The following is a 15,846-nucleotide window of genomic DNA, read 5'->3' on the forward strand; positions in this document are numbered from 1 at the left end:
TGGTTGGAGCCTTCTCAAAACCATCGAGTGGTAGGAGTTGTTAACCAATCCACAGCATCTAAACAATTATACCATAGTTCTTGGAGAGGAACTCTAAAAACTACTACATTTATTATACGAGGAGTTGATATTATGAAAAAGACATTTTTATTTGTTCTCACCGCTTTGATGATTTTTTGTGTGGTATCCTGTGCGGAGGATAAGCCCGTAACTCCTGATGTTACAGTACCTGTCGAAAATGATCTTCCCGATGCTTCTCACGAAACCGATATTTTGCCGGCAGAGGATAACGAAAAGCATGAGGACGATGAACCTCCGATTGAGTTGACACAGAAAAAAAGCTATGCCAACACCATTAATAATAATTTGAATGGTGCGACAGTGCTTTATGCAGATGATTTTTATATCTACGATACATTCATTGAGGTACCGGATGATGAATATATGGGTGGTGAACACCGCGTCTACCGTGCTTGGTTGCCGGGTGTTGACGGACACGAAGAATATGTAAGCGAGGAAATTTATGCTCCTTATTTTGCTGCACGCAATATGTGTATATACGATAATAAGCTGTACTTTACCACCGGTGGAGGCGGCGGACGCCACCTTGTCGAGCTTGACCTTGATACCCTTGAATCAAAGAATCTTCACGATAATCTGACACCCGATTTTGGCTATTTTATCGATTTCCTTCAGCTTGTGGATGACAAACTCTACTTTGAATGTAACGGAAGCATTTACCGCATGAAGACCGACCAGACGGAATTTGAGGTGCTCAAGGACGGCGAAAATGACTTTTCTTCCTATATGCTGGGAGTTGTGGACAACTATCTTTTCTATTTCATTCACAATGACTATGAATTACGCCGTATTGACCTGCAAACCAAGCAAGATACTTTAGTTCTGGATAATTATTCACACGATTTTGTGAACTTCTACGGCGGACGCATTTATTATAATAACGGCAGAAAGCTTATGAGCAGTGATGCTGACGGCGTGGAAATACGTACGGTTTTTGAGCTTGAAGAGAACGAGAGCTTCCGTGCCATCAATATTTCTGATGGTTATGTTTACTATACGGTTGCAGAACTGTCAGAATCTTCCTTCCAAAATTCCTTCCAAAAGGAAACACAGCATGTAGTTTACGAGTATAACCTCAATGGAGGAGAAAAACGTCATATTTACACCGGTGACAACTTGTACCAGCTCATTGTACAAAACGGATATCTGTTCTTCTACGAATTGCACCCATATGCAGTATCAGGTCAGTTTAAATGCATTGATCCCGTAAATCTGCAGGAAATACCCGTTTGGAACGGAACTGCATTACGCTAAACACAAATAAAAAGCACTTGAATCGCAATATGATTCAAGTGCTTTTTTGATATTTTTTATTTTATCGCTTCCAGAACTTTGGCTTCTGCCTCAAGATTGTTGTCGGTCATAATGTACCACACATAGTTGCCGTACGAGCCTGTAAGAGCATTTTTGGCTTTCAGAGATTCCGCTTCGTTATAAGGAGCAAAGGTGGTTTCTCTTGCGTAGGCGCGGTTGGAAAAATACCCGATCATCTTTTCGGCGGCTGACGGATCATCAAGCTTGAAAACACCTACTTCGGTTGCAACCGTTGTTACGGGAACCATTATATAGTAGTCAACCGCATTGGAAAAATCAGGATCCTCCATGCTTTCCATATCGCCATAGAAATACGAGATTACCATGTCGTCCAATTTTTTGTCCTCTTCGGTAAAGTTGTAGTAATCAAAATCCGAGGCAACAAGAGAAAGGGCATCAGCAACGGAAAGAACGATTTCTTCACAGGTTGGGTTCTTGACAACATTTTCGGTCTGCTCAGTATTGTTGTCAATCACCTCCGGCGGAGTGGTCTGTGTGCAGGAAACAAGTGTTAAAAACAATAAAAATGCGAGTAAAACAAATGTGATTTTTTTCATAAGTATATCTCCTTAATTTTTTTCTTCAAGGTAATATGTGGCTTCCATATCCGCAACAAACATGGCATATGCCAACGGAAATTTTTCAAATACATTTCCTATGGTATTCTTGTCTTCGATACCTGCAAACCCCATGTGATAGCGTATCGCAAACGCCTCTTCACGCTTGAGGCGCATATAGCCATTGATTATGTACACGGATTTTTCACCGTGACCATACGGCATGGGATCGTCAAATTCGTAGTAGGGAACCTCCTCCCATTTGCCGTTTTTCTTGACATTTCGTGTAGAGGGCTTGTAGCAACCGATTTTGCATACATCGTGCAAAAGCGCGACTATTGCTATCGTTTCATCCGAAAAATTCATACCGTATACTTCTTTAGCGCGCGGACGGTTTACATAGTCGGAGAGAGCTTCGTAAACATTAACACAGTGCTCCACAAGTCCGCCGGGGTGACTTCCGTGAAAGCGCGTGCTTGCGGGTGCGGTGAAAAAGTCGCTTGATTCAAGATATTCCAGCATTTTGTCAGCACCGTCGCGTGCTATCGTTGAAGTGTATATGTCCAGAAAATTATCCTTTGCACTCATAAAATTTCTCCTTGTTATGCGTTTGTTAAATAGTATAACACAAAAGGGATTTTTTTTCAACATGCAGTTTTGATTTTGACAAAAAAACATGAGAATTTGCACAAAATATTGACTTTTAAAATTAAAAGTGATAAACTTAAGCAAACAGTATTGAGGAGAGGTATTATGAAACGAAAAATTACGGTCGATCCGTTTCTTGCAAAACAACCCCCCAAGCTTTTTATCGACGAATTAAAAAAACCGATGCATAATCAAAAGCCTGAATACTTCAATAAACGTACAATAAAAAACGGTGAGGTATGCGTAAACGGTATTTACCTTGTGACGGAATTTGAGGACGAGCTTCTCGAAACCTGTTACGATGATTTTCGTAATTTTTGTAAGGTTTACGAAATTGAGGGGGATAAATATCCAATTATAACCCGTAAGGGTCTGACTTCCGTTTATGAAGAATATAAAATTGTAACCGATTCCGAAAAAACTGTGGTTATAGCGGCAGACACAGAGGGAATCCGACGCGGTGTTATATATCTCGAGGACGAAATGCGCCGCCGCGAGGGAGCATTTTTGCCGGAGGGTGAAATCGTCAGAACGCCCTGGCTTACCTCCCGGATAACCCGTTGCTTTTTCTCACCAACCAACCGTCCGCCCAAAAACGGCGAGGAATTGGCGGATGATATAGACTACTATCCCGATGAGTACCTTAACCGTCTTGCACATGATGGTTCCAATGGTGTCTGGATATACACACGTTTTGCCGATCTTTTGCCGTCCAAAATAATTACGGAGTATGGCAAAGACTATAAGCGCCGTATAGATAAGCTCAACCGAACAATTGCCAAGTGCCGCAGATACGGCATAAAGGTGTTTGTTTTTGCTATCGAACCCGTCCCCACAAGAGGGGAGCTGTTTGAAAAATACAGTGATATTCGCGGAAATCGGGCGTATGACGGTTACACCTTCTGCACGGCATCCGAGCGCGGAAAGGCTTATTGTGAGGAAGCTACACGAACAATGTTCGAGCTTTGCCCTGATTTGGGCGGATATATTTCCATTACAAACGGGGAGCGCACTACCAACTGTACATCGGGTTATCAATATATCAAACAACATATGAATGCTTGTCCCAACTGTCGCGATAAACGTGCCGGTGAAATACTTGCGCAGGCGGTAGATGCACTGCGCGAGGGTATACGTAATTCTAAACCCGAGGCGGAGTTTTTGTCCTGGACGTATGCCCACCGCGGATGGGATTATGAAGATATCGAGGAATATGTAAAGCTTGCACCTTCTGATGTGTGTCTTGTGCAGAACCTTGAAGATAACGGTGTAAATGAACAGCTTGGTAAGGGCAGAATGGCGATGGATTACTGGTTGTCGTATGTGGGCCCTTCTGAAATGTTCAAGGTTACCGCACGCGCGGCACAGAAATACGGCAAACGTTGCTTAGCGAAGATACAGGCGTGCTGTTCACACGAGGTTGCCAGCGTTCCGTATGTTCCCGTGCCCGGAATCCTGTACGATAAATATAAGGCTATGTATGAGCTTGGTGTCAGCGGTGTAATGCAGTGCTGGTATTTCGGTAATTACCCTTCTATGATGAATAAAGTTGCGGGAGAATTGGCTTTCTGGAACGATTTCTGCGATAAACAGGCGTTCATTGAATATATCGCAGGCATTTATTGGGGTGAAAGCAGAGTAAAGGAAGTAGCTGAGGCATGGAATTTCTTTGAAAAAGGATATATCAATTATCCTACCACAATTATGTTCAGCTACTACGGCCCTATGCACGACGGTCCGGTGTGGTTGTTGCAGCTTAAGCCCAAAAACTTCCCGCTGTCGCGAAGTTGGATATACGGCGACCCAATGGATGGTGACCGTATATACGAATGCACTTTGCGCGGGCACACGCTTGAGGAGGCAATGATACTGTCGAAGCGCATGAGTGAAAGCTGGAAAAAGGGTAATAAGCTTATGCAGGCGCTAACGGATGGGGCTTACGACGAGTTTGAACAGAAATCCGTTTCGGATGCACTGGACTGCCAGTTTGAAAGCGGTGCGGAAATACTGGAGTTTTATTTGCTTCGTGATAAGCTGGGTACGGGTGAGGGAGACCCCAATGATATACTCGACCGCATGGAAGAAATCGTTAAAAATGAAATCAAAATCAGCCGCAGACTCAGTAAGCTCAGCTCCGGGGACGGACGTCTGGGCTATCATTCCGAGGCTGAGGGGTTCCGTTATTTCCCCGAAAAGCTGGATGATCGTGCCGATTGGCTGGAAACACTTCTTGCTACCGAATTTAAAGAAGTGCGCGAAAGAATAAAAAATAATCTTTCCCCACTGGAGTATTACGATGGAATAGAAGAGGGTATTGACCACTATAAAATCGGAAGTGGTTGGAGTAGCTTTGCGTCGGGCGATGCCCAGGTCAAGATTGAAGAAAACGAAAACGAATTGATAGTGGAATTCAGATCAAAGCACAACGAGACACTTATAATTTCCCCTGAATTCAGGCTGTTTTCGCCGGATGTGCCCATGCATGTAAATCCCAACGGCGCAAAAAGCATTCCCATGAGTGTGTGGATGTATTTTTCGATGTTCATGGATGAGTGCCGTGCGGAAATGGATAAATACAGCACCGTAAAACTTCCCGCAGATGCAGATTTCGGAGGCACACATCTTGAAATACATCTTGATAAGTCAAAATTTTATAAAAGTGACAGACCTATGAAAATGGCCTTTCAAACGGACAGGGGAGACCGCTGGAGACAGAGAGAAGATCAAACGGTATACCTTGGAAAATACTGCATTATACCGTCCACCTATGTGTGGATTGAAAGATAAAATGAGGCAGTCAGTGCTTATAGAACTGACTGCCTTGTTATTAGTTCTTTCCGAAAAGTCCGGATAAGAAACCGTTCTTTTTCTTTTGTTCGTTGTGATATTCTTCAACGGAGCATAAAAGCTCGGCACACTGTGCCTTGGTAAGAGTGGCAGAGGCGTTCATGGTACCGTCACCCATGCCGTTCATTATACCGCAGGAAACAAGCGAACTCATGGCATCATATGCCCAGGTCGGGATAGTTTGGGCGTCAGCAAAAACCTCTTTTGAATCTGCATGAGGAACATCGGCAAGTTTGGATACTATCACAGCTGCCTGCGCACGTGTTATCTTTCCATCCGGGTCAAAAACCATGCCTGTCGGTGAGGCGTAACCGGATATTATACCGTCGCGGTATGCCGCCGATACATAGCTTCTTGCTTCCGACGCTATATAATTATTATCGGTGAAAACGGTGGAGATTATATCCTTGTCAATTTTGTATCCCACTGCCTTCATTGCACTCACGAGAAATTCCTCGCGGGTTACAACCTGATCCGGCTGAAAAACCGCATATCCGTTTTCGTCATAAACAACGGGCATATAACCCTTTGCGGCTGTCTTTATAGCAGCATTATGTGCCCAATGTCCCACCATGTCTGTAAAATATATGTCAGACAGAGGTTTTATTACCTTGATTTTTACCTTTTCTTTTTCAGAGGCATTTCCGTGTTCGTCCACAACGCGATATTCAAAGCTGTCATTTCCGCAAAAATTTTCCTTAGGAGTATAATTGAAGCTTCCTCCGGTATTGCATGTCAGTGTCAGAATACCGTTTTGAGGTGCGGTTACTATTTCATAGGTGAGTTCATCGTCCTCGGGATCAAAAGCTGATAGTGACTTGCACAGTGTAATATTACGCTGTGTAGAGAAAGATGCTTCAGACGCCGATGGGGTAAAGTTTATTCCCTCTGCAAGGCTTATGGTACATTTAAGCTGTGTGGCACTGTCGGCTGAGTGGTAAACAATAAAGCTTGTCTGAGCCACGCTTTTTGCATTCGGGACAAATTTTAAGGTGCCTATTCTCTTTCTGGGGATTTCCTGGTTACTTACCACCGCCTGACCATCAAGCTTGAGAATACCGTCCTTTACAGGCGGGAGCGTGCGTATGGTGATGCTTTTCACCTTTATACCGAAAGCATCGTCAAAGTCGCTGACGGAAAAGATAACGTCGCTTTGCGTAGTTCCTGATTTTATGAATTTGCTTTTGCTTTTGATAATATCAATAGCCGGGGACAGCTCGCCGCTGTATGCAAACACGGTGATGGACAGCAGTGCGGCAACGATTATGAAAAGAAAGGTGCTTTTTAAATGTTTCATGGTAACCTCCGTAAAAATGTTGTAGAAATAGTTTTGCTCAATTTATCCCAAATATTCAAAAAAGACTTTAAATTTTCAGAAAAACATAGTATAATATATTTATAAAAAATACTTTTAAGGCGGGTATCATAAATGAACGGTGTAACATTGGAATTTTTGAAATTCTATTCTATTGCATACGCTCACGCGCATACTGCGAATAATTATAACTATCAGGTTTCTACCTGCGGATTTGCTCAGTATCGTCAAGCCACTACACCTTATGCCGGAATACTGGAGGTGGGTATTGTGGAGCTCAATCCGTTGGTTGTTACAAATGTACAGACAGGCGAAAGCTTTACTGTTGGTGAGGGAGACATATTCGTTTTTCCGCCGGAGCATATGTTCAGCGTACATGGGAAAAATCCGGGTCAGCACAAACACACATCTACTGAATATCTGATAGACAGTCACTTTGTTATGCCCGGCACCGAAACAAACGATAGTATAATAACACTACCGTATCTTATAAAGGGTTCCAAAAAGAGTGAAAACATTGCTCATACTATCAGAAAAATAGCAGCTGACAAAACTTTTCTTACTCAAAAGAACTATTTTGACGAGCTGTGTGATTTTTCCCATCTTTTTGCGGAGATAAAGAAATATACCGAGAATAAAGATAAAAACTATAACGGTGAAGGCATTTCGCCCTCTTGTGTTCGTTATTGTCACATGGCAGAGGAGTATATAGCGGAGAACATGTCCCGTCGCGTTAGTATGAGCGAGCTCGCAGAGCACATAGGTATCAATAAAAATTATCTTACCACTATTTTTACACTGTATAAGGGTATGCCTATTTCTGAATATATCATAAAAATGAAGCTTAATTATATGGTAGAGCTTATTTTCCGTTTTGATTACACACTCAAACAAGCGGGAGAGTATATCGGAATGCCGGATGAAAACTACATAAGTACGGTGTTCAAAAAATACTACGGAATGACCTTTAAGAAGTATAAAATGCTGCATACATCAAAATAAAAAAAGCCGTAAAACTCATTTGAGTTTTACGGCTTTACGTTTACTATATTTCACCTGTATAATTCCAGCGTATCAGCGACCATTTTGCATCCTTGTACTCAAAGACGCATATTCCGCCGTTATATAAAATGGCATTTCTTGCAGCATCATAACCAAGAACGGTACATAAAATATACTCAATAAATGTGCCGTGGGAAAATGCGGCGACATTTTCGTAATCGCAGCCTTCCAACATTGTTAAGAATTTTTTTGCTCTTGCACAGGTCATTTCAAAATTCTCGCCGTTCCAACGGGTGAAATCGCATGTGGCGCGCAGTTTTTTGTATTCCTCACCGTACTGCTCGGTACATTCACTCACAAGGCGGTCGGAAAGCGTTCCAACATTTACCTCGCGTATCAGCTTAAGTTTTTCATATTCTGCACCGGGCAAGGCGTATTCACAGGTTGCGGATGCTCTGGGGAGATCACTGGAAAATACCTTGTCAAAATTTATACCATTTAAAAGCTTTCCTGCCTTTTTGGCATCGGTTATTCCTTTTTCGGTAAGGGGAGTCAAGCTGTGCCCCGAGTGGCGCATTTCAAGATTGTTTACACTTTCTCCATGACGTATAAGATAAAGCTTCATAATACTTTAACCTCAAATTTTGTTGTTTTCCAAAAGCTGTGCCGTAGTCCAGTTGACCAGTTTGTCACCACACCGTTTGAGTTCGTTGTACAGCTTGAGTCTGAGGTCTGCGAGAATATCGCGATCAATGTCATAAATAATGTTTTTCAACTCATACGGGTCGTTTTCCAAATCGTAACACTCATCAATATCGGTAGGGTTCCATACATATTTGTACTTGTCTGTACGTATCATGCGTTCGCAGTACAACCCGAATTGCTGACCGTTGTAAGTGGAAACACCGAAATCGCGGTAATTATGGTGTCCGCTGAAAAGCTCGTCTTTGAGTGATTGACCGTGCAGATTTCGTTTTTCACTGTCAGTTTTCAAATCGATTCCCGCAAGTTCAAGTATGGTAGGTACCATGTCCAGCGTGTGATGAACATAACCATTGTATTTGCAAGGTGAAACCTTTGAGGGATAATTGAAAATCAGCGGTATACGGCATATATCGTCGTACATATTGTAGTGCTTGTCAATCATTCTGTGAGCTCCGCACATATCGCCGTGGTCACTTGTAACTATTATAACTGTGTTATTGCGCACCCCGGCACTATCAACCGCGCTGACAATTCTTCCTATGGCATCATCTACTTGGGAGATAAGTCCGTAGTAAAGAGCAACTGTCTTTGACCATTCGTCCCACGTTCTGTCCTCAAGATGCCAGTTTATGAGTTGCTGACGCTGAATGTAGGGCTTGTTTTCGTATGTATCGCCAAAGCTTCCCCATGGTTCAATATCCTCCGGCTTGTACATTGTGTCATATGGAGCGGAAGGTCTCACGGGAAGATGTGGCTCGGTGTATTCAATCTGAATGTACCAAGGTGTATTGCCATTTGAAAAATCGTGTATCATTTGCGCGGCGCGATCGGCCATTCTATGGGTGTGACAATCCTCCAACGGTACGGGACAGGGCTCGCCGAAAAAACCGTTTTTATATTCTATATCAGGATATTTTTTTGCGATTTCACTTGTTATCTCGCTGTCCGGCACATATTCGGAAAATCCGAATTCGGTTGGCGGAGATTTTTTATTTACATCCCATTTCCCCAAAAAGGCAGTTTTGTATCCGCTGTCGCTCAACTCACGCGGAAAGGAGTATTCTTCGGGGGATAATGCTTTGACGGGAAAAACTATTCCGTCATTCCAGATACCGCCGAAACTTTCCGGGCGTCTGCCGGAAATAAGGCTCTGGCGCGTAGGAGCGCATACGGGAATAGGTGTGAGTGCTTTTTCAAAAAAAACACCGTTTTCAGCAAGCTTGTCTATATTAGGAGTTTTGACGGGACGCGCTCCCGATGCACCTATACAGTCCAGACGCTGCTGATCCAGCATAATGAATAAAATGTTGGGTCTGTTCATAAAGATTCCTCATATATGAAGATGCTTTTTAATATTGAATTTATCAAGTGCTATTCCGGCAACGCAGAAAAGCACAATGCTTGCAACTGCCTGCATAAGATTGGGGAAAAGTGTTGCAACGGGCGCGATAAAGCTTCCGGTGAGAATGCATTCGGCTAAGTAATATCCGCCGGGTGTGAGTAACAATACGGGCACAAAAGCCGTAAGGCTTCTTCGGCAGATTATTTTTTCACTCTTGGAACAGAAGCATAGTGCAATTAAGCCTTTTATGATGAAAGTGAAAGGGATATAAGCAGTGTAAGCCAGTGTGAGGTCGGCAAGTGAACCACCAATGGCTGAAGCGATGACAGCGTAAGGAGTTGGTAAAAGGCAGGCACACAGCATAATGAGTGCGTCTCCCACATGCACATATCCCATGGGGAGGGGAATTGATACCATTGTCATTACGTAAATTGCCGCCGCAAAAAGTGCAGAATATGTAATCAGTTTTATTTTATTTATTTTCATTTTCATTTTCAATCACTGCCTTTCAATAAAAAATAAAGATACTTTTCCAATAAAACGCCTTCCCGTTCCGGATAGTCGTAATGAGAGGATTTTTCTATCAGCATGGAAACAAATTCCGAAGAAAACTTTACCGCTTGTGCAAAATTTTCACCGTCCAGCATTTTGCCTGTTAAGCAGGAAGTGAAAATGTCGCCTGTGCCGGGGTAATTTTTATTTACCATTTTGCAGGAGAATACACCCTTTTGTCCGTTGTCGGAATATACGGTCATTATACTGTTTTCGTTATGTATTCCCGTTATAACGATTTTTTCGCATCCGAAATTCGAAAGCTTGTCGAGCATTTCATAGGCTTCCGATTTTGAAAAATCCGGCTTATAGGGTGTTTGTGTAAGGTAAGCCGCTTCGGTTATATTCGGTGTTATAAGATTTGCTTTTTTGACAAGACTTTTCATGCCGTCACAAAGCTCACTGCAATAGGTCTTGTAAATTTTACCGTCGTCACCCATTACAGGGTCTACCACCACAAGGGAATTCTTTCCGAATGTATCTATAAAATCCGAAACCTGCTTGATTTGTGTTGCGTTGGCAAGAAAACCGCTGTAAATAGCATCAAAACTCAGATTGATTTTTTTCCAGTGGGAAGCATAAGGGGATATTTCGTCGGTAAGGTCGAGAAAAGTATAACCCTCATATCCTCCGGTATGGGTGGAAAGAACTGCGGTGGGGACAGGACACACCTGTACACCCATCGCAGATAAGGTCGGTATAACAACCGTCAGCGCACATCTGCCGAAACCGGAAATATCGTGTATTGCCGCAACTTTAGCAGGCGGCGCGTTATCCTTTTTCATTATTCAAAATCCTTTTTTGCTATGTCGCTGTAAATCTTTATTCGCTGCGCGAGAGGATATTCCTTTACTACCTCAGGTGCGAAGAAACGCTTTGAGAAATCCTCTGTTGCCAGCTTTTCATGTCCGATAAGTGCCCATGCGGCGTCCTTGAGATGCTCAAACATGGGGTCATTGAGCGCTTCACAGATAAATTTCTGACGGGGAGAGTTTATATCTTCACCGCAAATCTGATAAAAACCGTGTTTGTCGCACAGCGTCATAAGTCTTTCAAGCTGAGGCTTGGTGTTTCTGGTAGGCATGTAGGTGATGGAGTTGAAACGAAGCTCCTTGAGAATGTCAGCCAGCTGGTCGAGGTAATCGTCTTCAAACTTCTGTGCCTTCTTGTCGCCGGTAACGGAATCGCCTACGTCACCAAGATATGCGTACGCGCTTACTGCACCAACTTCCTCGGCGAGTGCAATATATTCTGTTACATCAGGACATTCTTCGTCTGCATCAATATAGAACTTTTCAACCAAGTTGCCCTTGATGACACCTAAAATATCATATTCGTAAAACTCGGGCTTTGCTTCTGAAAGGATTCCTTCGAGCTTTGCGGAAAGAGCTATGCCCATGTCGTCTTTGAAGAAGCTTATAACACCCTCGGGAGTGGGGAAGCGTTTAACAATCTGCTTAACAAGCGCATAGCAGATGTGACGTTCGGTAACAGAGCCGCCCTCATGATACATGGAAAGAGGAAGAACGTCCTTGTCAAAATTGATGGCAATATCATACTTCGCCATGATATTGTTGATATTTTCACACATCTTTTTGTTGCGCTCGTTTCTCTTTGCGCGGTAAGGAGCAAAGAAATCGTTTACGCGGTCTATGTTATTGTGGGGAACACCGTGGAGAGCTACGTATGCAACGGAGCTTTGATCGGGGTTGTTGATACGTCTGCCGTTTACAGCTGTTTTGTCAAATTTTACACGGCATTCAATGCCCACCGTTACAGCCATGTTCATTATTTTTCCTGCTTCGATAAACTCCTTTGCACCGGCAATGGAGTCATGATCCATGATACCTGCGGTGGAAAGTCCGTTGAGCCATGCGTAGTAAAGCGCGGCGGTCGGGGAATAGGGGGAGAAGGAATAAATCGTGTGAATGTGGTTGTTTACATTGGAGCAAGGTACGGGCATAGTAAGAGTGCCGTTGTCGTACAGTGCTTTTATTTCGCGCAGAGCCGCAAGACGCTCGTCAGCGGTGTTTGCGTTGAGTTTTGCAATAAGTTTTTCCATTCAGGATAACTCCTTTTAATGAAATTTAAGGTTAAAATTCAATGATTATCAGTTGACACGTACCGTGTCAACTGATAATCGTCGTTTGTTGTTATAAGGTTAAGAAAGCATTACCTGACCGCCGGTTACGGGGATAGCCTGACCGGTTTCGTAGGTCTGCTCGGCAACATAGAGAATAGCGCGTGCAACGTCGATGGTTTCACATCCGCGGTTGAGCGGAACCTTGGACTCATAGAACTTCTTGACATCTTCAACCGTTTTTGCACCGGGTACTTTGCCTGCTTTGAGGTACTGAACAAACAGACCCTTTTCGGGATCCATCCACAGAGGACCGTTGAGGAAGTTGCCGGGGCATATTGCGTTCACTTTTATGTTGTAGGGAGCAAGCTCAAGTGCAAAGCTCTGAGTAAGACCGATACCGCCGAATTTGCTTCCGGCATATGCAAAGTTTTTGTTGCTTCCCTCAAGACCGGATTTGGAGTTGATTTCAATAACATCTGCCATGTATGTCGGGTCAGCCTTGAACTGAGCTTTCATAACAGCGGTAGCTGCCTGAGTGCACAGGAAATAAGCAGTGTAGTTAACAGCAGTTACAAGCTCGAAGTTGGACTTGTTCATTTCTTCAAGACTGCCTGCACGTACGATACCTGCGTTGTTTACGAATATGTCAAGACCGCCGTAGTTGCATACTGTCTGATAAACCATGTCTGCAACGGAAACCTCATCGGTAACATTTGCCTTGGTAGCAAATGCTTTGCCTTTTCCGCAGGATGCCTGAATGTCGTCTGCAACCTTAGCCGCACCTGCATCGTTCATATCTGCGATGACAAGGTTTGCGCCTTCTTTTGCAAGCTCACGTGCAATTCCTTCGCCGAAGCCCTGAGCACTTCCGGTAACGATAACGATTTTTTCGTTAAGTCTCTTTGCGTTGCCACCGCCAAGGCTGGTCTTGCTGCGGTAGCTTTCAACCTCCCAGTTAACGATGAAGTCAACCAGCTCCTCGCTCATGGGGAGAAGACCGCCGAAGCTCTGACACATTGCATGTATTTTAATTTCATCCATGAATACTTCGGTAGCGGTAGCAGCTTCCTTTACGGTAGCACCGCAAGCGAACATACCAACGTTCTCAACAAAAACAATTTTGGGCAGGAACTTCTTGGATTCCTTGAACGCCGCCATGTCTGCTTCAAGATTGTCAGTATTTTTGAGGAACAAAGGCTGAGCCTTGCAGTAAACAACATGGTCGGGGGAGAAAGCGTAGGAGAAATCTGCAAAAGCCTTTTCGTCCGCACAGATGCTCTTTATTTCGTTGTTGCAGGTGAACTTGACAATAGCGGTATCACTGCCCGACAGCTTGCGGTAAATCATACGCAGTGCGGGGGCAACAGCCATCACCTTTTCGCGGTCTGCTTCGCAGGGGGTGAGGTCAGCATAACGTTCAACCTTGGAAGCGATACCGTTCATAACCTTGTCAACCAGTGCGTCCAGCTCGCCAAGCTCGTCGGCGGCAAAGAATACGCCGTGATTCTGCAGGAACAGAAGAACGGGAGCCTTGCCGAATTTTGCAATGTACTCGTCAAAGTATTTCTTGCAGGTTTTTGCAAGTATGAAACCGGGCTTTTCGGCAGGAATCCACAGTGCATCGGGGAACAGCTCCATAATCGCCTTTTCGCCATTTTTCGCACAGGTAGCTGCGTTTACCAGCGCGGGATGCAGATGGAGGACATAAGCTTTGTCAAAAAGCTCATGGAGAAGTGTTTCAACACTTGGACGACCGGTCTGACCTTTGGCACGTGCGTCCATCATGTCGCTGAGAACTTCACTTTCGCGTTGTGCATTGTTTTCGGAATAGGAAGCACTCCACATTTTGTTGAGCTCAGCTCTGCGCATTATAACGAATTCCTCGGGCTTAATGGTTGCAAGAGAGGTGCCCGAGCCTTTGATGTAAAGATATTCTGCGTCCTTAAAGGAGGTGTTACCGCCGCCTGCAAGAACGAATTCGGGATTTTTGCCGTATTTGTTGGACATTTGTGCAAGAAGTTGTACACTCATAGTAAATGGTTGTACCGCTTGAGAAAACTCAAGCGGTATACATCCTTTCTTCAAATATTGTAATTATATAGCCTTTGCGTTTGCAAGAAGATATTTTTCAGCCTCTGCGCACCACAGGCCTCTGTTAGCCTTGGTTATGCGTGCAAGCTCTGCGAACATGGGATCCTTTTCGCCAAGCTTTTCAAAATCATCAATAGCAGTAAGCTCAAGGTCGATGTTGGTGTAAATAAGCTTTTTACCGCCGGGAATCTTGGGCAGATTGAGGGTGGTCTCCGCAACTGCATTAAGACCGCCGATGTGAGTAACCATTGCAGAGGGGTCAATCTTTCCTTCTTCCATCATCTTGATGGATTCGATAAGGTCGTCTGTGTTACCGCCGGAGTTACCTGCGATATGGGTTGCGGCATAGTGTACGTTGTAAAAGTTGAAGCTTGCATTGAATTTGGGATCGGTAGGACCTGCAAAGAAGTTGAGACAGCCGTCTTTGGCAAGAAGAGCATCGCCCATTTCAACAACAGGCTTAACAGGGGCGTAAACATAGACATCGTTGTAACCGCTACCGTTGGTGAGCGCCATAAGCTCAGCAGTGGGGTCAGCCATGTTTGCTGTATTGATATATTTGAGAGTTACACCTTCTTTTGCGGCAATTTCGGGAGAGAGAATTTCAGCCGCTCTTGCAAGACGTTCGTCGTTAATGTCAGTAACAACAACAAGAGAAGGCTTTCTGTCGCAGTGGATAGCGTAGTCGATAGCGCCCAGACCCATAGGACCTGCACCGGCAAGAATTGCCATGTTACCGCCTTCAACGATACCCATTTCATGAACATAACTTCCGCTCTTGGTGTGATAGTTTACGTGGAAACCGCCAACGATGCAGGACATAGGCTCTGCGAGAGAACCGTAGAAGTATGCATCGCCATCATACTTGAGAAGGCTGTCGCATTCCATTACAACACTGGGGATAACAACATAAGTTGAGGCACCGCCGATATATTCAAAAGAATAACCGGGAGTTGTAAGTCTGCCGTCCAGCGCGGGCTGGATAACGAATTTATCACCGGGCTTATACTGGTCAGCCCATTTTTTACCTACTTCGACAATTTCACCGCAGAATTCATGACCGATGATGATGGGCTTTTCAGCCAGACCTTCGGGAACTCTCTTGTGGTTGGAGCCCTGGATTGCCGCTTTGTAGGAAGACATGCAGATACTGTCGGAGATAATGTGAGCAAGTATCTCATCATCCTTTATTGCGGGAAGCTCAAATTCGCTTAATCTCAGGTCGTTCTGACCATGGAGTCTTACTGCTTTAGTTTTCATAGTTTTAAATTCCTTTCAAAATATTTATTTATACATTATATATTATAAT

The 15,846-nt window shown here is 44.0% G+C and carries 13 protein-coding genes; 3 read left to right on the top strand and 10 right to left on the bottom strand.

Annotation, left to right across the window (positions count from 1 at the left end; all coding sequences use genetic code 11):
* Positions 1-132 precede the first annotated feature (132 nt).
* Positions 133-1,335, top strand: coding sequence for a hypothetical protein (locus tag E7588_00005; GenBank protein ID MBE6687642.1), 1,203 nt, complete (start codon positions 133-135; stop codon positions 1,333-1,335).
* 56 nt (positions 1,336-1,391) lie between these two features.
* On the opposite strand, the gene E7588_00010 is transcribed toward E7588_00005, so the two are convergent.
* Together E7588_00010 and E7588_00015 are read right to left on the bottom strand one after the other, a co-directional pair.
* Entirely contained in the window at positions 1,392-1,952 is a 561-nt protein-coding gene (locus E7588_00010; protein MBE6687643.1) for a DUF4358 domain-containing protein, read from the bottom strand.
* Between the two features lie 12 nt (positions 1,953-1,964).
* The gene (locus E7588_00015; GenBank protein MBE6687644.1) at positions 1,965-2,540 is read right to left on the bottom strand and encodes a hydrolase; all 576 of its coding nucleotides are present in this window, start codon (positions 2,538-2,540) and stop codon (positions 1,965-1,967) included.
* Positions 2,541-2,705: 165 nt separating this feature from the next.
* On the opposite strand from E7588_00015, the gene E7588_00020 reads away from it, so the two are divergent.
* The gene (locus tag E7588_00020) at positions 2,706-5,387 is read left to right on the top strand and encodes a hypothetical protein (GenBank protein MBE6687645.1); all 2,682 of its coding nucleotides are present in this window, start codon (positions 2,706-2,708) and stop codon (positions 5,385-5,387) included.
* 40 nt (positions 5,388-5,427) lie between these two features.
* Here the strand turns inward: E7588_00020 and E7588_00025 are convergent, their stop codons facing one another.
* Positions 5,428-6,744: a hypothetical protein gene (locus E7588_00025; GenBank protein ID MBE6687646.1), complete on the bottom strand. Its 1,317-nt coding sequence runs from the start codon at positions 6,742-6,744 to the stop codon at positions 5,428-5,430.
* 132 nt (positions 6,745-6,876) lie between these two features.
* Here E7588_00025 and E7588_00030 point away from each other — a divergent pair, with 132 nt between their 5' ends.
* The gene (locus E7588_00030; GenBank protein MBE6687647.1) at positions 6,877-7,764 is read left to right on the top strand and encodes a helix-turn-helix transcriptional regulator; all 888 of its coding nucleotides are present in this window, start codon (positions 6,877-6,879) and stop codon (positions 7,762-7,764) included.
* Between the two features lie 43 nt (positions 7,765-7,807).
* Here E7588_00030 and E7588_00035 read toward each other — a convergent pair whose 3' ends face one another.
* From E7588_00035 to E7588_00065, 7 genes are all read right to left on the bottom strand, one after another.
* Positions 7,808-8,389 (bottom strand): histidine phosphatase family protein, encoded by a 582-nt coding sequence (locus tag E7588_00035; protein MBE6687648.1) that lies wholly within the window; start codon positions 8,387-8,389, stop codon positions 7,808-7,810.
* Positions 8,390-8,401: 12 nt separating this feature from the next.
* Positions 8,402-9,790 (bottom strand): sulfatase, encoded by a 1,389-nt coding sequence (locus E7588_00040; GenBank protein ID MBE6687649.1) that lies wholly within the window; start codon positions 9,788-9,790, stop codon positions 8,402-8,404.
* A gap of 9 nt (positions 9,791-9,799) precedes the next feature.
* On the bottom strand, positions 9,800-10,303 hold the full coding sequence (locus tag E7588_00045; GenBank protein ID MBE6687650.1) for a TIGR04002 family protein: 504 nt from the start codon (positions 10,301-10,303) through the stop codon (positions 9,800-9,802).
* A 2-nt stretch (positions 10,304-10,305) separates the two neighbouring features.
* Complete coding sequence (locus E7588_00050; protein ID MBE6687651.1) at positions 10,306-11,148, bottom strand: pyridoxamine kinase; 843 nt, start codon at positions 11,146-11,148, stop codon at positions 10,306-10,308.
* Positions 11,148-12,425, bottom strand: coding sequence for a PHP domain-containing protein (locus E7588_00055; protein MBE6687652.1), 1,278 nt, complete (start codon positions 12,423-12,425; stop codon positions 11,148-11,150). The genes E7588_00050 and E7588_00055 overlap by 1 nt, the downstream gene beginning before the upstream one ends.
* Positions 12,426-12,524: 99 nt before the next feature.
* A complete protein-coding gene (locus tag E7588_00060; GenBank protein MBE6687653.1) occupies positions 12,525-14,477 on the bottom strand; it encodes an SDR family NAD(P)-dependent oxidoreductase in 1,953 nt (650 codons plus the stop codon).
* A 63-nt stretch (positions 14,478-14,540) separates the two neighbouring features.
* Positions 14,541-15,797, bottom strand: coding sequence for an L-sorbose 1-phosphate reductase (locus tag E7588_00065; protein MBE6687654.1), 1,257 nt, complete (start codon positions 15,795-15,797; stop codon positions 14,541-14,543).
* Between the last annotated feature and the right edge of the window lie 49 nt (positions 15,798-15,846).

Source organism: Oscillospiraceae bacterium (assembly GCA_015065085.1).
GTDB lineage: Bacteria > Bacillota > Clostridia > Oscillospirales > SIG627 > SIG627.